We start from the raw sequence: 22,785 nt of genomic DNA, 5'->3' as shown, positions 1-22,785 counted from the left end.
CTTTTTATAAAAATTTATAAAAATAGTGGGAATGCAATGTGCATCCCCACTATTTTTATGCGAATTTGCTCTTTAGACGATGGATCAGACGCGGATCTCTTCCAGCATGGAAAGATTGATGAAGAGATCGCAGCTCTGGCGCAGGGTGGCTGACATAGCTTCGTCAAATGCGGCTACTTCTACGCGGACACCATGGTCGGAGCAGTAGTCGAGCATTGGCATGAAGTCACTGTCACCACTGACAAGCACGATACAGTCGACGGCTCCACCATCAACCAGACGTACGACATCCATACAGAGATCCAGGTCCAGGTCGGCTTTCTTGGCACCACTGGAGAAGGTTTTATAGTTCTTGGTGGTGATACGATAGCCAAGACCCTTTACGGCCTGCAAGAACATCTGCTCATCGCCAGCCTGTGGGCTGGTGGGACAATAGGCATGCGCACGGATCAGGCGGCGATTGCCGCGCAGGAAGTCCAGCAGTTTGCCAAAGTCTACTCCCATACGCAGGGTACGGGCTGAATACAGCAGGTTGGCAACGTCGACAAACACACCTACACGCTCGGTCGAGGGGAAAGGTGGGAGTGTCACTGAGACGTTGGTTGGAGCCTGGCTGATACGCCGGAACTCAGTAACCATGCGATCAGTCTGCGTCTGCAAAGCCTGCGAAACGACATTACCAAATTGATTCATCGCGGCGGCGGAAAAACCATTGTCTGCCGAACGCGTGGACGGATAAAGAGAAGGGGTAGAAGATGGGCGCGCTTCTGCACGTGTGTTGCGGCCATCGCGTGACATCACACTACCACGTGCGGGAGAAGGCTCAGGCGCCATAAATGGTCCGGTCACATCATTTCCTTGATTCATCTGGTTCACGGTATAACCAGAAACGATTGTATACAATTGGTTGTTATCGCTGTTATCAACAGCTGCCGGTGTGCGCGCTGGCGGTGCCGGCATAGGCGCAGGTGCTGCGATTGGTGCCGGTGCCGGGGGCACATGGGCATCATCAGACACATGAGCACTACTCTGGGTAGTATGAGAGCCAGTATTGCTCGATCCTGAGCGATGGCGACGGCGACGACGTGAGCTCGCTTTTTGGAGCTCTGAATATTCCAATGGGGGCAGATCTTCCGGGGCAACATCTTCTTTGCTGCTCGCAGTCTGCTCCAGCACAGGTGCAGGTGTCTCCACGACGGGCTCATTGACGGCGGCCGGCTGCTCTTTCTGGCTGTGGCGGCGACGTCCATGCGTCTCGGTTGAGTGGATCACCGGAGTGCTCTCTGCTTCCTGTGCTACGTTGTTATTTCCATTGGTATTATTATGCTTTTTATGGCTGGTTGTCTGAGGCTCAGGCGTTTGTACCGCGTTCGCTGGTTGCTCTTCCGCACGCTGATTGTTCACAACTGGCTTCTCTTCAGCTTTTGGCTGCGATGGTGCCGAGGTGCTACGTGAAAGCGCGTCTGGACGAGATGGTGTATGCACGTTACTGCTGGCAGTACTGGCGGCTGGACGATCAAAGCGGTAGCGACGCGCTGGCCTTGGGGCGGGTGCCTCAGGAGTTGCTTCTGCTGGCGCATCTGACTTCGCAACCGGTGTCGTGGTCTCTTCTGCTGCCGGGGTCTGCTGCTCTTCGCGTGCATGGCGTCCAAAGCCATGGCGCGGTAAACGCAACCGTGAGGCTGGACGCAAAAGTGGTGAAACAGGTCGTGTCACAGGTTTTGGCTCTTCTTCACTTCTCACTGCTTCTGACTTCTCCTCTGACTTTTGATCGGCTACGAAAGGTTGTTCGGACTGAGAAGCAGCAGTGTCAGCTTCACCAGTTGAGAGTTCAGGAGATTCAACCAGTGCTGATTGATTATCTTCCTGCACAAGGTTAGAGGCAACGGAACTTAAAATGGAGAGGGCCTCAACCTGAGAGTCGCGCAGTGTGGCCTGAAGGGCTGCCTCAGCCTGTCTGAATTCCGCGATAAAATCTGTGAATGGACGTACTTCTTCAGCCTTGGCTGCATCAATAAGTCCAGATCCTTCTACATAGGGGAAGGTGGTATCAGCGATAGGAAGTTCCTGCCCGTCTGTCTTTTCTTCGACGGCGGCTGCTTCTGGCAACGTTTCCTGAACCGGTTGGGCTCCCTCAAGCTCGGACTGAACTGGCTGTTCAGCTACAAACTCCGGGGTCTGAGGCTCGGGAATATTTTCCGTGACTTCCTCTTTTTGTTCCGCCACTGACTCTGCGTTTTCGGTCTGGCCTTCCTCGGTTGCAGTTACAGGGGTGACAGGCTCGACGCCCTGCTCCGCATTGGAGGTGGACTCATTAGCTGGATTGGTCGACATTTCAACCGGGATAGTATCCGTCAGGGCAACAGCTTCTGACTCCGACAGGATTTCACCTTCCGGCTCCTCATGGACACCTTCCGGCTCCCCATGGACAGCAGAAGTCTCCACGGTCGCTGAATCATCCGTGTTGTCTGTTGTCTCCTGAGTTGATGGAGACACAAAGGGAACTTCGGTCGATTCTACATGTTCAGGAGAAGCCAGTCCATCCGCCACGCTCTCTTGCTCGGATGTGCTGGTTGTTTCAGCTACGGCTTCATCTTGTTTATCAGCAGAATCTGCCACCTCCTCCGAAGAGGATTCTGCCTGAATGTTTGTCTCAGCAGGTGTATTATCAATTTCAGGTGCGGCAGAGGCAGCCATTGTTTCATTTTCGGAGGCAGACGAATGCTCCACGACGGAAGCATCAACGTCGCTATGTTCATGATGTTCATGTTGCGTTGTCACTAAGATCTCCAGTCTCAGTCGTGACGAACCGGAGCGCAGGTTACTTCCGTAGAATACTATCGACTGAAGACAGTTGGAGCGAACAATGTGTTTTCATTCAAACCTTTAACCAACTTGAGGCCGATGCACTTTTCTCATGGGCGGTACAACAAGAGTTTTTTGTCCTGGCGAATTTTCACAATTCCGCCCCGTCATTATCCTCGGCTGTCTTTTCACGCTGCGCACTTCTACACAATCCCGGTTCGGTCTTGCCGTTGTCAATGCCGTTTTGTCTGTAATTCTGGCTGCACGCCACCATCGAACGGCGCAACGCCGGTGGGTACAGGACGAACAGCGGAAACGTTTACCACGTTCGTCATAAACACTGTTGGCACATGATGATTAGTCCATACTGGCCGCTTGCCGACACTATCTTTATTGCGCATTTCTAGCGGTCGACGTGTCACACGCCAATAGAGCGATAATGCGTTTTCAGCGATCACCTTGAATAGGACCGCCGGCAGGGCAAAAGATAAACGTCTGATAGCCAGTACAACGACACGTTCAGGGCGAGCTCATAGACCCGTTTTACACTCAATTCCTAATCCATTAGCACAGGCTTTGGTATCACTGACCATGAGAGAACCAATAAAATGGTCTGGTAAATGAAAACCACCATCCAGATTTGCTCATGCGGAGCAGGCCAAAGTGTATCTTGAAGGCCTGGATGCTGCAACGCATATATAAGCAGCCCAAACAGGATGATGCTCTCAGCTTAATAGTCAGGCATCGAATTAAAAATTGTGCCAAAGGTGATGGCAGCGTCAGGATTATAAGCCAACGCTCCCTTGAACATGTCTGCTATGTCTGCAAATAGTACAAGCAATACTCTAACAACTCTATGTTCCTGGCAATGAATAGGACTACTACAATGTTTGGCAACAGTCCGATGCCAGTCAATATGTTGAGAGTCACATCAAGCCGAGCCAGTGTCTGTATCATCAATGCGACTGATTCTCTGACTCTTTGCTGTACATGTCCGCTAAACATACTCCTATTGTACCACACTTAGGACGGATGGGACTAGTAGTTTGTCACTATAGATTTGCAATAATTGACCAGCATCATGTATTCTAGTGCAGAAACCTTCTTGTCTTAAAAGCACTTCCCCACTCTTCACATCTCCAGGCCCCTACATACATGACTACACACCTACAAAAAAAGCAATTGCGCACGCATTAAGAGCAGCGTATGCAATTGCTTTGTAAGAGCTTGATATACTCAGGCAATGGCTGGACGTCGGGCTTCGCGCTGCTCTTTGTCCATGATATAACGTACCCAGTGATAGTAGGCTTGCATATCCCACATCTTGCCTCCGGGCGCGCTGGCTGCGTTTTCAACCGCAGCGCGGACTTCCAGGGCGGATTTCCCTTCAAACCAGGTGACACCACTTCCAATAGCACTCAGCGTATGGGCGTCGCTGTTCCCTAGCTCTGGCAGGCGATAGACCTCGCGATTCGTCCCCATGGCGATATAGTTGGCATAAATGCCACAGAAACTGGCGTTCCAGGTCTCGACACCATCCAACCACACATCCTTAGATGCATGAATGCGATCCATGACTGGACGCTGGCAGCTATGACGGAAGAAGCGGTGAAGCGGATGCGCTACGACGGCCAATCCACCCTGATCGTGAATCATATCAATGCTGCGCTCCATGCTGAAACCACTGGGGATTTTCTTCTCCAGGTAAAGGCCTAACAGGTGACCTTCTGTTGTCGTCACCTCTTCACCTACCACAAAATCAAAGCGATAAGATCCCTGGGACCAGATTTCCCGAGCCCTGAGCGCACCTTCGATGACGTCATGATCAGTAATAGCAATCACATCCAGGTCAGTATTATTTTGCACATGCTCAAGAATTTCTTCGATGGTTGCACAGCCATCACTATAAGTACTATGCATATGCAAATCTGCCTTACCATGTTTGCCAGCATACTGCGCCTGCTCGCTCGTCATCTTACGGCGTTTTTTTAGCATCGCGGTACCATGGCTAACATTCTCAGGATCCACATTCCCTTGATTGCGTTTGCTTGTTAACATGTCTTTCCTTTTCTGCTCCGGCCTGTGTTTGGCTGAGTACTTTTTCGTACACTTCATCCTTGCCTGACGTTGATAGACACATCTTCGATCACAACCTTGCGCTTCATAATTCCACCCGTTCTTCATCCTCATCGCTCTTAGTGGTTTACAGGCCACCCTCAACGTTCAGGTTCTATTCACACACTACCACAGGTACGTTAAACTTTCGAATTAAAGCTTTGTAATTTTTTGTTAAATTTGTGTGTATTTCTCTCACCACTCCCCGACACCTACGCCCGGAGCATAGTCACGCGTGCTCTGTCAACGTTGATGAGAAACCCAGGGGCGCAGGAGCTGCAATCCCCTGACCGGGTTCCAGGGCTGTGCCCTGGCCTCCCGCCCCCTTTCCCGCCCGCGTAGCGGGCTCAGCTTTCTCATGAAGCCTGACAGCGTGCTGGCTTGATATTTTCATCGGAGAAATGGGTGGGGAAGGCGATTTCTTACATCGCATGTATTCAGTTGATCCCGGATCATCAGAAATGAATAGAGGACCATATAGTAGTAGTTCAACGAGCCTGTGACGCATATTCCACAATGCTGCAAAACAATATATAAAGCTGTCTTCCTATTGTATGTGTCGTTTCAAACTGTGTCAAGAAGATAGGAAAAGCGGCTAAAAAAAAAGCTTCCTCATTGCGAGGAAGCTTTTGGAGTGGGTGACCAGGGACTCGAACCCTGAACCTAGCGATTAAGAGTCGCTTGCTCTACCATTGAGCTAGTCACCCGCGCCTTTCGTAAGGCAAAATGATAATAGCATATTGTCCCGCTCGCGTCAAGAGGTGAAGGCCATCTATTTTTCTGATTGCTTGAAGGCTTACTGCGACCTCCCACCTTCAGCGCTCGCTTGTTTATAGTAGTTCTGCGCTGGATGCACTTCGAGCATCCAGCGCACCCGGGAAAAACTACCTAAGGGGTCGGTTTAGTTGGTGGCGTTGCCGTTGCATTGGCCGGTTGATTAAGTTTAGCTTTTTCATCATCAACCTTTCTCTGAAGCGCACGCAGGTACGCCTGCGCCCCATCCAGATCCGATTGGGTAATGGCATCCAGCCGTTTAGGTAGTGTATCTACCTGTGTGACCCAGGTTTCAAGGACTTTCTGGATGGCGATCAGGGTCGCGTTATCCTGATAGATGCCAGCCAGTAGACCACGCGCGGTCTTAAAGGCTTTGAGCATTCCGGATAAGACATCACCGGTAATGTTTGCTCCGAATTTGATAATAGGCGAGACAAAAACATCATAAGCCACACGCGTCAGTCGGGCTGCGGTGATCGCACCTTCCAGGGTAAAGCCTTCTAAATTTTCCATCGAACCAACAAAATCTTTGCGTGCCTGGTCTACACCCTGGGCGACACCTTTGTTAAAGGCCTCTTGTACCTGGTGCTCAACGTTTGAGCTCACATCATTCACTGCCTGGGGTAACTTCGGGATATATTGCGAGGCCACCGCTCCAGCACCAACAACTGCCACCGCGCCTGCACCGAATAATAAGCCCCGGCGGGACATCTTTTTCCTGGATCCACTTTTTACTCGCCGTACCGATGCCTGATCATCCTCGTATTCGTATTCATAATCATAATTGTCATCCTCATCGGGATAGATACGTTCAGGGGTGATCGGCTCTAAACGTCGGGTCAGTTTAGGCTGCGGTACGGGACGTATGGATGAGCGCGATGGAACGACCACATCATAGTCGTCATCATCTTCCTGGATATAACGCACACGCTGGTCCAACGGCTCTTCAAAACCTGGATCAGGATCAACATCTGCCAGGTCTCGCCATTCGTCGTCATAATCCTCATCTTCTGGCAAGTAGAGCGCGCTGGTTGGCGGTAACACCGGCTGGGAAAAGTCACCCTGTTTACTACGATAACGCTTCTGCGCTGATGGCAGATACGCTTCCGGCAATGGATGACGTGCGGGATGCCGGCGACTGGGACGCGCCTCGTACGGATCTTCCTCTACGATTCCAGCGTAAGGGGTGTCGCTAAAGTCTATTTGCTCTGTCTCTTCTTCATTCGGACGTTTACTGGCAATAATACTTTGACGCATGAGCTGTCGAGTTCGCCGCGGGTCTGGGCGTTGCGCGAGTAACATACCTGAGCGGCTCGCGGTCTCGCCATTTGGCGCTCTGCTGCCACTCTGACTGTTCAGCGGATCATATTCATAGCCATACTGGCGTCCAGGGCTTTTGCGATACATTCGTCGTTCCGATTGATCATTCGACATGCTTTCTTCTACTCCTCCTGAGCGTACAGCTGCCTATTGGGGCGCTCATGCGGAACCAGAACATAGGATAATGAAGCAAGTTCCTTATAGTACACATTCTACATTACATATTCCATTTCGTCCACATTCCGCTTCATCAATGCTCCCCATAGACCTATTCTTTTATACGTCAGAAAAAGTGGAGCGCTTCAAATTTTGTCAGCTGAATACTCAGAAGAAAAAGCATCTCCTTTGAATCTTGTCACTAATCATTCTCTCTTTTTTGGCCATTCGACCTACCCAATAGTAATAAACTACTAATACTTACTATTTTTTATAGAATCAGACGTTGGAAGATACAGACACAAAGTCGTGATGGTGTGCCATTCAAAAGCGTAAGGCTGGCAGGATGCCTTTTGTACTGACGAACTATGATGCTGCTACCTGATGGACAAAGGATAAGTACATAAGTACCAGTTCAGAACATTCAGGTCCATGCACCATTGCCAGTGGACCGTCGGTTGGCTTATAGATTATCATGAGTATTATGAGAATATAGTGATCTGAGCCTTGATCAATCTTTTGTGCTCTCCTGATTGATAGGAAGCTATGCTATAATGTCTCTCAGTGCTATTCGCCTGAGGGCTTAGGAGGAACAAACGCACAGCATGCCTGAAAATGCAAACAACGCAGAAAAGACGCCCATTGTGAAATGTGTCACGGTTGGTTTGTTTGAAGAAAACTGCTACTTATACGCTTGCCCGGAAACGCGTGAAGCAGTCATCATCGATCCAGGGGATGAGCCAGAAAAAATTCTTGCGGCAATTCAAGAACTTCAACTTATTCCCAGGTATATTATCAATACTCATGGACACATAGATCATATTTGCGCCATCGATGCCATCAGCGAGCACTTCCCGGTGCCCCTGGCTATCCATCCGGCTGATGTTCCTCTTTATACAGATGAGCAAACCGCACAGGAATATGGACGTACCGCACCGTTGGTCCGACGCAAACCTGATATTTTACTCCAGGAAGGAGATTCCATCTCCTTTGGAACTCTGACACTGGATGTGATACACACACCCGGTCATACCCCTGGGGGAATTTGCTTGATCAGTCAGCCCTATTGTGTCTTTAGTGGGGATACCCTCTTCTACCGGAGCATTGGACGCACCGATTTTGTAGGAGGGAACTATGTACAGATTGAACAATCAATCCGAAGTAAATTGTATACCCTTGAAGATGATCTGGTCGTTTTTCCGGGTCACGGGCAGCCAACTACTATTATAGAAGAGAAGTATGAAAATCCATTTGTAGCTGCAGAGGAGTAATATTGTGTCAGTTATCTGTGTAATTGGAACGGGCTATGTAGGCTTGGTAACGGGCACGTGCCTGGCTGATCTGGGCAATACAGTTACCTGCGTTGATATTGTACAAGAAAAAATTGATCGCTTAAATAAAGGTATTCTGCCAATTTATGAACCAGGTCTTGAGGAGATGGTAGAGCGCAATGTAGAGGCTGGTCGCCTGCGCTTTACTACCAGTTATCCTGATGGACTCGAAAACAGTGAATTTATCTTTATTGCAGTTAATACTCCTACAGGTAATAATCAGGGTGGCGCTGATATGCGCTATGTTGAAAGCGCTGCACGCAGTATTGCTGAAAACCTTGATCATTATGCAATTGTTATTAATAAGAGTACCGTTCCGGTTGGCAGTGGCGATGTGGTTTCACGCGTCATCAGCAATAATCTAAAATCATCCAATGCAAGCTTCTCGGTGGTCTCGAATCCTGAATTCTTGCGCGAGGGTGCTGCCCTGCTGGACTTCCAGAATCCTGATCGTATTGTGCTGGGTTCTTCTGAGCCTGAGGCTGCTCACAAAGTTGCTCGTCTGTACTTACAGTTGCGCGCTCCTTTCGTGATTACTGATCTCTATACCGCTGAGATGATCAAGTATGCTTCCAATGCTTTCCTGGCAACCAAGATCTCTTTCATCAATGAGATGGCTCAGATCTGTGAGCGCCTGGGCGCTGATGTCAAACAGGTGGCATTAGGTATGGGTTATGACAAACGTATCGGTCATGCCTTCCTGGATGCTGGACTGGGCTACGGCGGTAGCTGTTTCCCGAAAGATGTGCGTGCTCTGGCACATATGGCCGATGAGGCTGGCTTGCATCCTCAGATGCTGCGTGCGGTAATGGATATCAACCATGATCAGCGCCGTCTGGTGGTCTCAAAACTGACCAATATGCTCGGCTCATTGCGTGGCACCACCATTGGTATCCTGGGTCTGGCTTTCAAACCTAATACCGACGATATGCGCGAGGCTCCTGCTGTCGATATCATCCACTGGGTCACCAGCCAGGGTGCGACGGTTCGCGTCTATGATCCAGTCGCTACTAAGACCGGTCGTGAGGCCCTTGAGCGTGAGAATGTCAATCTGAACGATGTAGCCTTCTGCAAAACACCTTATGAGGTTGCTGAAAATGTGGATGCGCTGATTATAGTGACAGATTGGAATGAATTTAAATCACTGAATATGCAGAAAATTCGTGGTTCGATGCGCCGCCCGATCTTGATCGATGGACGTAACGTCTACGAGCCTTCCGAGATGAATCGCTACGGTTTCATTTATCGCGGTATGGGTCGCGCCACCACGCCTGCACCATCTGTCCTGGCCGCTGAGGATACAACCAGTCAGATGCCTGACGAAGTGAACCAGGACTCATTGATCACGAGCGAAAGCTAAGCCTGACGGAGTTTAGAGTATCATGGATGAAGATCAGTCATTGCTATTTACACCACTCGTAAGCCAGCCGGACATGCCTATGCCGGATTGGCTTTTCGGGCCGGGAGGAGTGGCTGGTCTTCCTGCTTCACTCCATCCTACCGGGGGTGTGAATGTAGCGGTCGGTGTTGATATTATTGAGGTGGCACGTATTCGTAGGGTGTATGAACACCATGGCGAACGGTTTCTGAAACGTGTCTTTACCGATCTTGAAATAGCCCAGAGCCGGGGGAAAATGTCGCGCCTGGCTGGCCGCTTTGCGGTAAAAGAGGCTATCTGTAAAGCCCTGGGAACAGGTATGCGCGGCGTGGGCTGGCGTGAGATGGAGGTGGTTCACTTACGCAGCGGTCGTCCTTCTGTGCGTCTCCATGGCAATGCCAAAAAGCGCGCTGAATATCTTGGCCTGAATGCCTTTGATGTCAGTATGGCCGATCTGGCACAATTCTCAATCGCTATCGCCGTTGGTGTCCAGGTGGCCCCTCCGACAAACTCACCCGTAGAACCACTATCAACCACAACACAGACAGGAATATTGGACGAGTGAGAGCAGTCGTACAACGCGTTAGCCGTGCCAGCGTCGTCGTGGATGATCAGATCGTAGGATCGATTGGTCGCGGCTTCCTGGTCCTGCTCGGTATAGGTCCTGAAGATGGTGAGCCACAGGTCAAGCAACTGGTGGATAAACTGGCCTATCTGCGTGTCTTTGAGGATGACGCCGGCAAGATGAATCTCTCAGTGCTCGATATCCAGGGCGAAGTTCTGGTGGTCTCCCAATTTACCCTCTACGCAGATATCCGCAAGGGTCGCCGCCCTAGTTTTACTGCGGCTGCCCCTCCTTCGTTAGCCGAACCTCTGGTTGCACGCTTCAAAGACAGTATCGCGGCCCATGGACTCCAGGTGAGCGGTGGCATCTTTGGTGCCCACATGGAAGTCTCTCTGGTTAACGATGGCCCCGTCACCATCCTGATGGATAGTGATCAACTCTCACGCTAATCTCTGCATTCTTCGTAATTATCTCTACTACTATGAAGATCGACCTCATCATCTTTTGCTTCTCTTCATGAGCTTTTCATCCATTGCACATTTCGCTGGCATTGGGTATGATAGTACCGTTAGCTTGCTTAGGAGATCTACACTCTGCATATGCATGAGAATGAGGTAAAAACGATGAGTTGGAATTCCGAACACGCTCAAGTAGCAGCATCTCGCTCGCCTGGTAAATCTCCACATCCGTTACGCATGTTACCCACATTCTATCTCAAAGCAATTATCCGTCCATCGGCGGCTACCTTTGCCAGGACAGCTGAATACGCGCGTTGGAATCTGGTCTGGATTCAACTCGCCGCCCTGCTCCTGATCCCTGTACTCCTTGGACTGATCAAAAGCCTGTTCAGGGATACTTCATCAGGTGTCGATGTGCGTGCCAATCCAATTTTCGGTCTGTTAGGAACCCTGACCGTGGGTGCAACTATCGGCGCATTTGTCCTCAAAGTCATTTTTGTACCACTCCTTTTCTTCATTGAAGTCGGCTTGCAATATTTGCTGGCACGCACATTCAGAGGAAACGGACATTTCGTACAGCATGCATTTGATATGCTTCTCTATCTCGTTCCCTTGAGCTTGATCGGCGGTATTATTATCGCGGTCTTCGTCTACTTCCATATATCCACCCTGTTCTTCGCTCCACTCATCAGTATCATTGTCTTTTGTTATGGAGTCTTTCTGAACATCTTCGTCGTCAAAGGCGTCCACAACCTCAACCAGGACAAAGCCATCGCCACCGTAGCCATCCCTTATATCCTCGGCCTTCTCGTCGTCTGTGGATCCGCCCTTGCCCTTACCCACTACATCGGCACTACTATCTCCAACCTCCACTAACCCCCCACCCGGACCCTACTCTCCTTCTCTATAGAGTAGGGTCCTCGCCGTCGTACCGGCAACGCTTGTCGCCAATACTTTTCGGTTAGCGAGACGTTGAGAGATGGTTCGACGTGACCAGCAAGCACGGTGTACGTGGAGAGGGCGCCACACGCGAAGGCCGCACGGCTCCGTTTGCGCAGGCCAGCTTGCAAGCACGACTTCGCAGTGCTGTGGCGCCTACAGGGATCGTGTGGATCATACCCGTACCTTCTCGGAGAGGATCACGAAACAGGATCCGTCTCGGTGGAGGCGCCACAGGCATGCGCTGCTCGTTGAGCCCCTCGCTCCACCATCACGCCGCATGCCGGCCTCCGCGTGTGGCGCCCTCTCCACGTATGATTCGCTGCTTTTCTCCACAACGTCTTTCGCCGCCACAAAACTCGTTAAACGAAAAGTATTGGCGCTTGTCGCTGCAACCTGTTCGCGTCCGAGCACGTCCCTGGCAACAATACCCCGTTCCCATTCGCAACCGCACGGGACGATGCCCATATCCGATTGTAAAAGATCCCAAACAACGTTACACAGCAGCGAAAGAGGCTCATGAAAGCTTAAGAACATAAGAACGTAAGAGCTTAAGACATTTGTTAGAATGGGATGTAAGAAGAAAAAAATGTGGGCTATTTAATTTATATATATAGATACTTGTCATAGAATGCGTTATATTTATGCAGGAGGCGTAGCTATAGTTTCGCAGGTATTGTTCATGAAAGGCAGCGCAATGGGCAAGAAAGTAAGCTTGCTTATATTAAGCATAACCATTACACTATTTTTTCTACTGGTAGGTATCTATGAACTGACGCGAGCTTTCCACGAAACGGTCAGTGGCGATAATTTGACAGCAGCACAGGTTGCGGGTTGGATCTCTGTGATACTCTTTCTGCTGGCTGGCGTCTGTACTCTCTTGATCGTTAAAAGCGATCATACAAATCTCTAAGCACTATTTCCTGACCATAATACATTCCAACATAAAAAAGGGCGCATGTGATACCGCATGCACCCTTATTATGTTGTCTTCAAGCTTAATAGCGTGGATTTTGTGGGTACTGTGGACCAGATGGATTTTGTGGATACTGTGGACCAGGTTGATTACGAACCTGATAACGCAGCATTTCCAGCTCTCGCAGTACAGGCCATTCACCAAATGCAAGAATGCAAAGCGCAACGATGTTAGCAATAGGCACAAACATCAGCAGACTCATGGCACCACTATAACCTGCTTTGGAGAATATTTTCCAATAAATCACTACGGATACTACAATCAATAACAACATAATAATTCCTACGATTGCGGAATAAGCAGCAATGGCACTTGCGACTGAATCACTCTGACTGGATGACATGGTTTGCTCCTTTTTGTCAATAAATAACCAAACTTTGACATTCTCTTGCTTGCTATATAAACATAAAGGCAATTCTCCTCACACAAAATTGCCTCTTTAGCTTGCTTGTCAAGTGAACGCGAGAGATCCTATTTATTGGGACAGGAAATTCAAATATACCAACAATACAGATCCATAAGCCCGGTTGCTTTCTAATCTATCTATAGAACGGATGAATTCATATTCGCTAGCAATAAAAAAGGGTCTTTTTCCCAGCAGAAGATAGCCAAAAAAAACTATAATTTTATACAAATTTTATTCTGCTCACTTGTTCAGTCGATGGAAATGCAGTATCATCTACAGTAAGAAACTCACCTGGAGCTAAATTTCATGAACAGTGAATATGTTGGGCAGAACCAATCCTCTCAATGGAGTTCATCTGAAGATCTTCCCCTGGTTATTGGATTGGATCTTGGTGGTACCCAGATTCGTACCGCGGTCATGCAAGGCGCAAAGCTTTTATCTCGTGTGGGATTGCTGACGGGCGAAAATCCTTCTCCCGATCGCGTGATTCCACGCATGTATGATTCTATCTATCAGGCATTGCAGGAAGCGCATGTGACCTTAGAGGAGATCGCTGGCATTGGTATTGGTGCTCCAGGTCCACTCGACAGTCGTACTGGTGTGGTCTTTGCTCCCCCCAATTTGTCCGGCTGGGTGAATGTACCCTTGCGCGATATTTTCGTTGAGAAGTTGCAGCGACCTATCTATGTGGAAAATGATGCCAATGCGGCCGCGCTTGGCGAGTTTATGTTTGGGGCCGGTCGCGGTAGTAAAGAAGTGGTCTACATTACGATCAGTACAGGCATTGGTGGCGGCGTTATCTCCGATGGACGCATTATTGAGGGTATTTCTGGTACCGCGGCTGAACTGGGCCATATGACGATCGATTGGCGCGGCCCACGCTGCAATTGTGGTAATATTGGCTGCTGGGAAAGTATTTCTTCAGGAACGGCTATTGCGCGACGGGCACATGAGTTGATCGCGCTGGGACGTGGTGAGGACCTTCTTACGTTCGCGCTGACACATCAGGAACCAATGAGTGGGGCCGATACGCCGTCAGATGTGAACCGTGCTCAGAGAAATGCGATTCATATCAATGCACGGATGGTCGCGCAGGCCGCGCAGGCTGGTATTCCTGAGGCTCGTGACATTATCAATACAGCGGCTGAGGGCATTGGTGTTGGACTCATCAATATCATCCATATCTTTAATCCTGAACGGATTGTGCTGGGCGGTGGCGTTGCTCAAATGGGTGAGATGCTCCTGGGACCGGCTAAACGTATGTTGCAGGAACGCGCTATGAAGGTGCCATACCAGTCTATGAAGATCGTTAAGGCTGAATTAGGTTCAGATGTAGGACTGATTGGGGCAGGTGCGCTTACTTACTATAATCGCTAATGTGCGCACAATCATTTTTTGTTGAGGGGAAATAAGAAGGTATATGGCAGCCAAGAAAGAGCGCCTGGATGTGGCATTAGTACGCCGGGGGATTGCTCCCGGGATAGATCGGGCTCGGGCCATTATTATGGCTGGTCAGGTGTATGTGGGAGATCGGTTGGTGGATAAGCCCGGCACAATGGTGACTCTGGATGCGCATTGCCATATGGCGGCCACTTCTCCCGAAGATAAATATGTGAGCCGCGGCGGTTTAAAACTGGAAAAAGCCCTGGACACGTTCCAGTTGAATCCTGCTGGTCAGGTGGCTATTGATGTTGGCTCTTCCACTGGCGGCTTTACTGAATGCCTGCTGGAACGTGGCGCAACCCGTGTCTATGCCATTGATGTTGGCCATGGACAGCTTGATTGGAAGTTACGCAACGATCCACGTGTCGTGGTTATGGAGCGCACAAATATCCGCCACCTGGCCAGTCTGCCGGAGCCAATGCAATGCGCCGTTATTGATGTCTCATTTATCTCATTGCGCATGGTTCTCCCCCACCTGGTGCCTTTGCTGGCACCCGCGTCTGACACCTGGATCGCGGCCCTGGTTAAACCGCAATTTGAAGCCGACAAACTGGAGGTTGATCGCGGCAGTGGCGTCATCAAAGATCCCGCAGTCCATCAGCGTATCTTGCAGGAGCTACGCACCTGGATTGCTGAGAAGACACCATTTCAAGTGGATGGTGAAATCGCCTCTCCTATTCTGGGCCGTGATGGCAACCGCGAATTCCTCTTCCTGCTACGCTTCAATCCCTCCCATCTAGCCTGAGCAACAAACGAAAAAAAGAGTGCAGGGCGGACAACGTTCGCCCTACCCCTCGGCCTGGACTCCAGGATACCATCCTGCGCCATTGTGTCGTACAATTGAAAGAAAGAGACCTCAAGAAGGAGTACAGAGACCGTGACTGAACATCAACCCTGGAAGGTCTTGTCACAACGACAAGTGATCGATACACCATATCTGCGTGTACGCTGTGAACAGGTAGCGGTCCCCAATGGACCAGTCTTTGATGACTATTTTATTATTGAAAACTTTGGTTGGGTTGGCGTGGTACCAGTCACGGCCGATGGACACTTCCTGCTGAATCGTCAATATAAACATGGTATCGGACTGACAGTACTTGAGTTTCCAGCAGGTGGTATCGATCCTCATGAGACAGAAAACCCGATTCAGACCGCTCACCGTGAGTTGATGGAAGAGACCGGCTATAGCGTGGCGGAGAATAACATCGAGCTTCTGGCCCACATGTATGCCAATCCAACTGGCGCCCGTACGCGCATCTGGTGGTATCTGGCCCGCGATATTCAAAAAACAGGCCAGCAAAAGATTGATCCAGTCGAGGTCATTGAAAATATGTTGGTTACACCACAAGAGTTGCTACAACTGATCCATGATGGCCAGTTTGCCGTTCAGGGACAGATCGCGGCCGCATATATGGCGCTGGAAAAGCTAGGCCATCTAAAAACGCCAACTTCCTGACAGAACGTTGTCTCCAGTTAACCGGAATATACAAAAACCTTACAATTTCCTGGTATTTTTTTGATCAGTGATTGGTAAAATAACAGTATGAAGATTCTGGTCATTGAGGATGAAGCAAATATCACACAGGTGATCCGGCTCTATTTAGAACAAGCCGGTTATACGGTCCTGGCTGCCAGCGATGGAATCGCTGGTATAGAACTGCATGCACGTGAACATCCCGATCTGGTGGTATTGGATTTAATGTTACCGATGTTGGATGGCATGGAGGTCTGTCGCCGCATTCGCACATGGGCCGAGACCCCGATTCTAATGCTGACAGCACGCCAGGGAGAGGATGATCGCATCGCGGGTCTTGAGGCTGGCGCGGATGACTATTTAATTAAACCATTTAGTCCGCGTGAGCTGGTCAGCCGCGTCAAGGCTATCCTACGTCGTAGTAGCACTGCGAATGCTACTAGCGGCCCTTCTGAGGTGGTTAAAACAACTCCCGAAGATACGGTAGGACATAACAATCATAGCGAAGAGCTCCATTTTGGTGGCTTGATCATCAATTTGCCTTCACGACGGGTGGCGGCTAACGGCAAACAGATTACGCTGACCGTCAAGGAATTTGATCTGCTGGTCGCGCTGGCTTCATCCCCTGACCGGGTCTTTACCCGCGAGTCGTTATTAAATCAGGTCTGGGGTTATAGCTATCTCGGTGATGGGCGCACGGTTGATGTGCATATTGGCACGTTGCGTAAAAAACTAGAGGCAGCCCCGGGTATGCCACACCATATTCAGACCGTCTGGGGGTTGGTTATAAGTTTGTGCCCGCTCCTACGGCCTCCACACAACACGCCTGAGTAAGTAGAGTCAACAGGGAGAGTTCGCATGCGTACCACGATTCCGAAGGTTTCTGCCTTTAGCCTGAGATCCAAGCTCGTGCTGAGCTATCTCCTTGTTATTCTAGGTACGGTCCTGATCCTTAGTTTTGTGGTATCGGTGACCGTCCAGAATTATTTTCATAACCTGCAAATTGATAACTTGAAAATCAATACGGCCTACTATGCCAAAGGTTTTACCAACTATTACCGCTACTATGGTAATACCTGGGACAATGTATTGCGTGCGAATGCACCTTCCAGCGAGCCGTCAGTTTCAATGCTGGTCGATGACAAAGGTACCCAGAAGCTCTGTACACAGTCAAATGAATTCTCTGATAATAACTGCAATAATACTGACATTCATCAAATCTTAAAAACCACGTTATCAGGCTCTACAGTCCAATCCGGAGATATTACCTTGAATATGTTTCGTGGTACGGCCTCTGCTGTCTATGTGAGTATGCCATTGCGCTATGGGGATAGCACGATCGGTGTCCTGTTCATTGCACAACCACGTATAACGAATGATGATGATGTTATGAGGCAGATTAATCAGTCTATTCTGCTGGCCAGTCTGGGGGTCGCAGCTATTGCGGCATTGTGTAGTTATCTGTTTGTGCGCCGCTTTGTACGTCCACTGAAATTTCTGACGACAGCCGCTGAACAGATGAAACTGGGACACTATACCCAGCGTGTAACGCAGTCGATTCCACAGGATGAAGTGGGACAGTTGGCCCAGACGTTTAATGAGATGGCCGATACTATTGAGACTGATGTCAATGAATTACGACGGCAGGATCAGATGCGGCGTGATCTCATTGCGAATATTGCTCATGATCTGGCTACCCCACTCACAGCTATCCAGGGTCTGAGTGAGGCTCTGGCAGACGATGTGATCGCCGATAGCGAGGCTCGTCAGGAGACAGCACAGCGGATCGGACGTGAGGTACAACGTTTGCGCCGCCTGGTCGCAGATGTACGACAAATGACGATGCTGGAGGCGCGTCAGATCCAATTAGATCTGGCCCCCTGGAACTGCATACACTGGCCGATGAGACCGTGGCAGTGCTGGCACCAGAGTGCGAAGAGCGAGGCATTACTGTCCAGAATACCATCACAGAGGATATTCCATCGGTTGAGGCCGATAGTGATCGCATTACGCAGGTGCTCTTGAATTTACTGGATAATGCTCGCAGGCATACCAATCCAGGTGGCACTATCACGGTCGGAGCAGAGTTGCGAGAGGATCATGTACAGGTCTCGGTCAGTGATACCGGGGTGGGTATCGACCCGAAAGATCTTCCCCATATCTTTGAACGTTTCTATCGAGCGGATCGCTCACGAGCCGCCATAACAGGCGGAAGTGGATTGGGGCTCTCGATAGTCAAAGCGATTATTAGCGCTCACAGTGGCAAGGTCTGGGCAGAAAGTACCCCTGGCCACGGCACGCAAATAGTGTTCACGTTACCACTGGCTAACCAGCCACAGCCAGCCATCCCGCAGAAAAAAGTGATACCGGCCTCTAACTATAAGGGATAGATGATTGCTGCGGCATATTCAACGTCCCTTGCATAAATAAAGTCGGGTTCGGATAGTAATCATCATCTGCAATCATGAGCGCATATGCAAAATCCTGGACATTGGCGAACCGCTGATAGGGATCCTTGGCTAAGGCTTTGAGAACAGCTTTTTCCACACATTCAGCGATAGCTGGCACAATGGCGCGCAATGGAATGGGGTCCTGATACAAATGCTGTTTACAGAGTTGCACCGAGCTGCCACTAAATGGCGTTTGACCACACAACCAGGTATACACGAGGACGCCCAGGGCATATTGATCACTCATTTTAGATGGGCGTCCTTCAATCTGCTCTGGTGCAGCATAAAGGGCTGTGCCAACGGATTCTTGCAGATGATGGGCATTCCAGGGCTGAAGAGCCAGGGCGATACCAAAATCACTCAGCCAGACCTCTTTACTCAGGCTGAGCAGAATATTCTGTGGCTTCACATCGCGATGGATGATATTGTGGTTATGAATATATTGCAGAGCATTAGCGATACTCACCATAAATGGCACTATCGCTGATAACGGTAACGGCACGCCCGGCTCAATAGAGTCCTGTAGCGTGCCATTGGCGGCATAGTCCATCACCATAAAAGGAATGTTGCCTTTCACACCAAAATCAAGTACGCGCACAATATTTGGATGCCGCATACTGGCATGGAGCCGCGCCTCGGCACAAAATTTGCGAATCTGCTCGTCAGAGGCCATCCAGTTATTCAATACCTTCACCACAACTTTATAGCCCAGATGAATATGTTCACCCAGATAAATAGTTGAGGTCGTTCCCCGCCTCACAATATGAAATAAGCGATAGTTGCCAAACTGGAAGCCATGATCCTGCCTGGCTAAACTTTTATCTGGTATAGTCATAGATGATATGTCCTTGTAAATTCAGCTGTCCGCATATTCAGCGCCAGAGATATCATTTCAGTGATGATATTGAGTGTACTTTCCCTCTCCAGGACTGTCATCAACCAGAAGGTGGATTTATCGCGTTTTTGTGTCTCTACCTATCGCCCAAAGGGATGAAGCTGACTTTATCTATTCAAATAGCATGCAATTCAATGTGAGCCGCGATTGGGCGGCGTTCACGCTTGCTTTTCAATAGCATCCTATGAGACGCTATGATATACTATGATAAGCAACGAGGCAGTATTTAGAGTAAAGGTATCCTCCTGACATCGTATGAGTGAGACTGCAGTAGTTCCGCACAACTGATCAGCTTCCAGTTTTTAAGGTATGGCGATAGTAGTAACCGCACTTCAGTGGCATTCACGCTGGCTTTTCCGTAGTTGGTGAACAGGCAGTATATTTACAATTGATTATTCTCTATGCCGTATCCCGCCGATAGTAAAGAAGGTGGGAGAGCACATTGTTAACTGGAAAATCACATGACACATTCCTGAACCTGCATGAGGAAAAGGAGTCTCTGATGGAACGAGGAAATCATGATCCTCTGTTAATTACGACGAAGTTAGCTATTCCGCCGCTCTATCTGAAAAAGATTATTTCCCGTACCCATGCATATACCGCGCTGGACTCTGGTTTGCAACGGCCTCTCACCTTGATTACTGCCCCGGCTGGTTTTGGTAAAACGACGCTGGTCAGCGAATGGATCCGTCGACGCCAGTTGGCGGCTGCCTGGGTTTCGCTGGAGCCTGGGGATAACAGTGTGCAGCGCTTCTGGTGCTATATTCTAACCGCGCTCGGACAGCTTCATCCCGATTTGCAGCAATTGGGCGAATACTGGCAAAAAGAGCAACATCCGCCAGATATTGAAAATATGTTAACGCAATTAATCAACACCACCATGGCACTCGCACAGGATACGGTGCTGGTGCTGGATGACTATCACACCATCTCTCTGCCTGAGATCCAGCAAACCCTGACGTTCTTGCTGAAACATCTCCCACCCTGCCTTCATATCATCCTGATTACACGCCGCGAGCCTGCGCTCCCATTGGCTCGCTTCCGTGTACAGGGCAAACTTACCGAGCTCCGCACCAACGATCTGCGCTTTACCGAGGAAGAGGCCAGCTTATTTTTGCTGCAAACCATGAATCTAACGCTGCGCCCTGAGGATGTGCTTGAACTCAGAAAACGGACCGAGGGCTGGATCGCCGGACTTCAATTGGCCGCTCTCTCGCTCCAGGAACGCGGTAGCTATACTTCGATTGCGCAGTTTATCAAAACGTTCTCGGGACTTAATCGCAATGTACTCAACTATCTGACCGATGAAGTCCTGCAACACCTGCCTGAGAAAGTACAGAATTTCCTGCTGCAGACCTCTGTCCTTGAACGCCTCACGGCCTCTCTCTGCGATGCAGTTACTGACACAACCGAGAGCGAAGCCGTGCTCGAATGGTTGGAGCAAAATAATCTTTTCTTGAATGCGTTGGATAATCAACAGCGCTGGTATCGCTATGATCAGCTCTTCCTGGAGTTATTGCGCTATCGCTTGAAGCAGAAATATGAAGCGTTGCTACCAACATTGCATCGCCGCGCTGGACTCTGGTATGAGCAACATGGCATGGATATCGAGGTTATTCAACATGCTCTCCTGGCTGAAGATATGCAGTGGGCGGCCCAGTTGATTGAGCGCCACGCCTGGAACTTCATTCAGAATGGCGAAGAATTTCAGGTGCATTCCTGGCTGGCCCATTTGCCAGAAAACACAGTGTCCTCACGTCCGATGCTTGCATTCCTGCATGCCTATACATCATTCCTACAGGGTGAGATGGATGCTTATGAACAATGGCTGGCCCAGGCCGAGCAGGTCTGGCAACAGGAACAGAATACACAGCTGCTCAGTGGCGTGTGCGATTTACGCGCCAGGGTCGCACTGGCTCGTGGCAATGGTCAACAGGCTCTGCAGTTCGCACAACAGGCGCTGGCGCACCTGGAAAAAGACACGGATTCGCCGTTCTATTGCTGTGCGCTGGTCCACCTGGGTGCAGGCGCGTTATTACAGGGAGATTTGATCCAGGCCAACCACTATCTCACCGAGGGCTATCGTCTGAGTCACAAGTATGGCTATATCCCAACAGCATTGACTGCCGCTCTCTATCGTGGCATGCTACAAAAACAGCAAGGCAATCTGCGTGGCGCGCTGCAAACATTTCAACAGATCTATGCTGAAACCGGGGTCGGTTTTCTCTGGTCGACGGCGACTGCCCATATTCAACTGGCAGACCTGTATCTTGAATGGAATGATCTTTCGACTGCACTGGCACATATGCATCAAGCGCAGCAACTCAGCCAGCAACTACCCACTGAGGACTTTAAAGCTGCTGATCGCTATCTGGTGCAGGCGCGTCTGGCGTGGTTACAGGAAGAGCATGAACAAGCGTTAACATATCTGGATCAGGCAGAGCAGAGTTCACAAATCTTTGGTCCAAATCCTACCTTCCTGGCCCGGATAGTTGAGCTGCGCCTGCAATTCTTATTACAGCAAAAAGACCACAAAGCAGCCCGGCAATGGCTGATACAATATACGCCATCACTCACCGCGGCCACCTCCAACGCTGAAAAAGAATACTGGATCATGGCACAGGCGCGACTATTCATTACGCAAAGCCAGGGGCAGGCAGCTATTCAATTATTGGAAACAGCCTACCAGGACAGCTACGAGCATGGACATGTCAAAAGTCAGATCTCGCTACTCACCTTGCTTACGCTGGCCTATCATAGTGAGGGCAATACCCAGGCCACCATGCAAAAGCTCGAACAGGTCTTACTCCTGGCCGAACCGGGCGGCTATATCCGCGTATTTATAGACGAAGGACCAATCATGGCTGCCCTCTTAACGGAACTCTACAGCAGATATCAGCGCCACACTTCAGCCGACACCACAACAGTCTCACTGGGCTACCTCTACACGCTACTCTCCTCATTTGGTACCGAGGCTCAACCCCCACGCTGGCTCGTATCGCAGGATAACGACGATGAGTTAATCGATAAATTAAGCGAGCGTGAATATATGGTCCTGGGTCTCATTGCTGAAGGCCTATCCAATCAAGAAATCGCCCAGAAGCTCGTCGTCACCGTCAGCACCATCAAAACCCACCTCAACAACATCTACGCCAAACTGCACGTCCACACCCGCCTCCAGGCCGTCACCCGCGCCTACGACATCGGAGTACTCCGCCGCAGCGAAGTCGACACCGAACCCCTCGCCCACCCACGCATAACCCAACACCTCCCGTAACGGCAACCTTAAAGGCTGTAACC

General features: G+C 49.9%; 20 protein-coding genes and 1 tRNA gene. 13 read left to right on the top strand and 8 right to left on the bottom strand.

From position 1 onward, the window contains the following. Positions 1–84 precede the first annotated feature (84 nt). From KDW_RS11610 to KDW_RS11585, 5 genes are all read right to left on the bottom strand, one after another. Complete coding sequence (locus KDW_RS11610) at positions 85–2,781, bottom strand: NYN domain-containing protein (RefSeq protein WP_151756101.1); 2,697 nt, start codon at positions 2,779–2,781, stop codon at positions 85–87. 257 nt (positions 2,782–3,038) lie between these two features. After that, positions 3,039–3,263 (bottom strand): hypothetical protein, encoded by a 225-nt coding sequence (locus KDW_RS11605; protein WP_151756100.1) that lies wholly within the window; start codon positions 3,261–3,263, stop codon positions 3,039–3,041. 778 nt (positions 3,264–4,041) lie between these two features. Further along, a complete protein-coding gene (locus KDW_RS11595) occupies positions 4,042–4,863 on the bottom strand; it encodes a PHP-associated domain-containing protein (protein WP_162005154.1) in 822 nt (273 codons plus the stop codon). Between the two features lie 692 nt (positions 4,864–5,555). Beyond that, a tRNA-Lys gene (locus KDW_RS11590) sits at positions 5,556–5,627 on the bottom strand. 181 nt (positions 5,628–5,808) lie between these two features. Next, complete coding sequence (locus tag KDW_RS11585; RefSeq protein ID WP_151756098.1) at positions 5,809–7,128, bottom strand: hypothetical protein; 1,320 nt, start codon at positions 7,126–7,128, stop codon at positions 5,809–5,811. A 647-nt stretch (positions 7,129–7,775) separates the two neighbouring features. Here KDW_RS11585 and KDW_RS11580 point away from each other — a divergent pair. From KDW_RS11580 to KDW_RS11560, 5 genes are all read left to right on the top strand, one after another. Beyond that, on the top strand, positions 7,776–8,441 hold the full coding sequence (locus KDW_RS11580) for an MBL fold metallo-hydrolase (RefSeq protein ID WP_151756097.1): 666 nt from the start codon (positions 7,776–7,778) through the stop codon (positions 8,439–8,441). 4 nt (positions 8,442–8,445) lie between these two features. Continuing rightward, positions 8,446–9,861, top strand: coding sequence for a UDP-glucose dehydrogenase family protein (locus tag KDW_RS11575; protein ID WP_151756096.1), 1,416 nt, complete (start codon positions 8,446–8,448; stop codon positions 9,859–9,861). Positions 9,862–9,883: 22 nt separating this feature from the next. Next, the gene (gene acpS, locus KDW_RS11570; RefSeq protein WP_198925248.1) at positions 9,884–10,444 is read left to right on the top strand and encodes a holo-ACP synthase; all 561 of its coding nucleotides are present in this window, start codon (positions 9,884–9,886) and stop codon (positions 10,442–10,444) included. Continuing rightward, positions 10,441–10,893 (top strand): D-aminoacyl-tRNA deacylase, encoded by a 453-nt coding sequence (gene dtd / locus KDW_RS11565; RefSeq protein ID WP_151756095.1) that lies wholly within the window; start codon positions 10,441–10,443, stop codon positions 10,891–10,893. The genes acpS and dtd overlap by 4 nt, the downstream gene beginning before the upstream one ends. A 174-nt stretch (positions 10,894–11,067) precedes the next feature. After that, the gene (locus KDW_RS11560) at positions 11,068–11,778 is read left to right on the top strand and encodes a YIP1 family protein (RefSeq protein ID WP_162005153.1); all 711 of its coding nucleotides are present in this window, start codon (positions 11,068–11,070) and stop codon (positions 11,776–11,778) included. A gap of 85 nt (positions 11,779–11,863) precedes the next feature. On the opposite strand, the gene KDW_RS11555 is transcribed toward KDW_RS11560, so the two are convergent. Next, positions 11,864–12,082, bottom strand: a complete 219-nt coding sequence (locus tag KDW_RS11555; RefSeq protein ID WP_151756093.1) for a hypothetical protein — start codon at positions 12,080–12,082, stop codon at positions 11,864–11,866. A 441-nt stretch (positions 12,083–12,523) separates the two neighbouring features. On the opposite strand from KDW_RS11555, the gene KDW_RS11550 reads away from it, so the two are divergent. After that, positions 12,524–12,754 carry a hypothetical protein gene (locus KDW_RS11550; RefSeq protein WP_162005152.1) on the top strand — a complete coding sequence of 77 codons (231 nt, stop codon included), beginning with the start codon at positions 12,524–12,526 and terminating at the stop codon, positions 12,752–12,754. Between the two features lie 85 nt (positions 12,755–12,839). Here the strand turns inward: KDW_RS11550 and KDW_RS32255 are convergent, their stop codons facing one another. Then, a complete protein-coding gene (locus tag KDW_RS32255; RefSeq protein ID WP_151756091.1) occupies positions 12,840–13,160 on the bottom strand; it encodes a hypothetical protein in 321 nt (106 codons plus the stop codon). 369 nt (positions 13,161–13,529) lie between these two features. Here KDW_RS32255 and KDW_RS11540 point away from each other — a divergent pair, with 369 nt between their 5' ends. The 6 genes from KDW_RS11540 (at position 13,530) to KDW_RS11515 (ending at position 18,530) form a co-directional block, all read left to right on the top strand. Then, positions 13,530–14,600, top strand: a complete 1,071-nt coding sequence (locus KDW_RS11540) for an ROK family protein (RefSeq protein ID WP_151756090.1) — start codon at positions 13,530–13,532, stop codon at positions 14,598–14,600. 43 nt (positions 14,601–14,643) lie between these two features. Further along, on the top strand, positions 14,644–15,411 hold the full coding sequence (locus KDW_RS11535) for a TlyA family RNA methyltransferase (protein WP_151756089.1): 768 nt from the start codon (positions 14,644–14,646) through the stop codon (positions 15,409–15,411). Between the two features lie 132 nt (positions 15,412–15,543). After that, positions 15,544–16,122, top strand: coding sequence for an NUDIX hydrolase (locus KDW_RS11530; RefSeq protein ID WP_151756088.1), 579 nt, complete (start codon positions 15,544–15,546; stop codon positions 16,120–16,122). Positions 16,123–16,209: 87 nt separating this feature from the next. Continuing rightward, the gene (locus tag KDW_RS11525; RefSeq protein WP_151756087.1) at positions 16,210–16,974 is read left to right on the top strand and encodes a response regulator transcription factor; all 765 of its coding nucleotides are present in this window, start codon (positions 16,210–16,212) and stop codon (positions 16,972–16,974) included. Between the two features lie 24 nt (positions 16,975–16,998). Next, a complete protein-coding gene (locus tag KDW_RS11520; RefSeq protein ID WP_151756086.1) occupies positions 16,999–18,165 on the top strand; it encodes a histidine kinase dimerization/phospho-acceptor domain-containing protein in 1,167 nt (388 codons plus the stop codon). Next, the gene (locus KDW_RS11515) at positions 18,162–18,530 is read left to right on the top strand and encodes a sensor histidine kinase (RefSeq protein ID WP_162005151.1); all 369 of its coding nucleotides are present in this window, start codon (positions 18,162–18,164) and stop codon (positions 18,528–18,530) included. The genes KDW_RS11520 and KDW_RS11515 overlap by 4 nt, the downstream gene beginning before the upstream one ends. On the opposite strand, the gene KDW_RS11510 is transcribed toward KDW_RS11515, so the two are convergent. Beyond that, positions 18,514–19,425, bottom strand: coding sequence for a serine/threonine protein kinase (locus tag KDW_RS11510; RefSeq protein WP_151756084.1), 912 nt, complete (start codon positions 19,423–19,425; stop codon positions 18,514–18,516). The genes KDW_RS11515 and KDW_RS11510 overlap by 17 nt on opposite strands. Before the next feature lie 562 nt (positions 19,426–19,987). On the opposite strand from KDW_RS11510, the gene KDW_RS11505 reads away from it, so the two are divergent. Next, entirely contained in the window at positions 19,988–22,762 is a 2,775-nt protein-coding gene (locus KDW_RS11505) for a winged helix-turn-helix domain-containing protein (RefSeq protein WP_151756083.1), read from the top strand. Positions 22,763–22,785: the final 23 nt, after the last annotated feature.

Source organism: Dictyobacter vulcani, assembly GCF_008974265.1.
GTDB classification, from domain to species: domain Bacteria; phylum Chloroflexota; class Ktedonobacteria; order Ktedonobacterales; family Ktedonobacteraceae; genus Dictyobacter; species Dictyobacter vulcani.
Note: the sequence above shows the minus strand (reverse complement) of the source record. Positions and strands in the feature narration are given on the sequence as shown.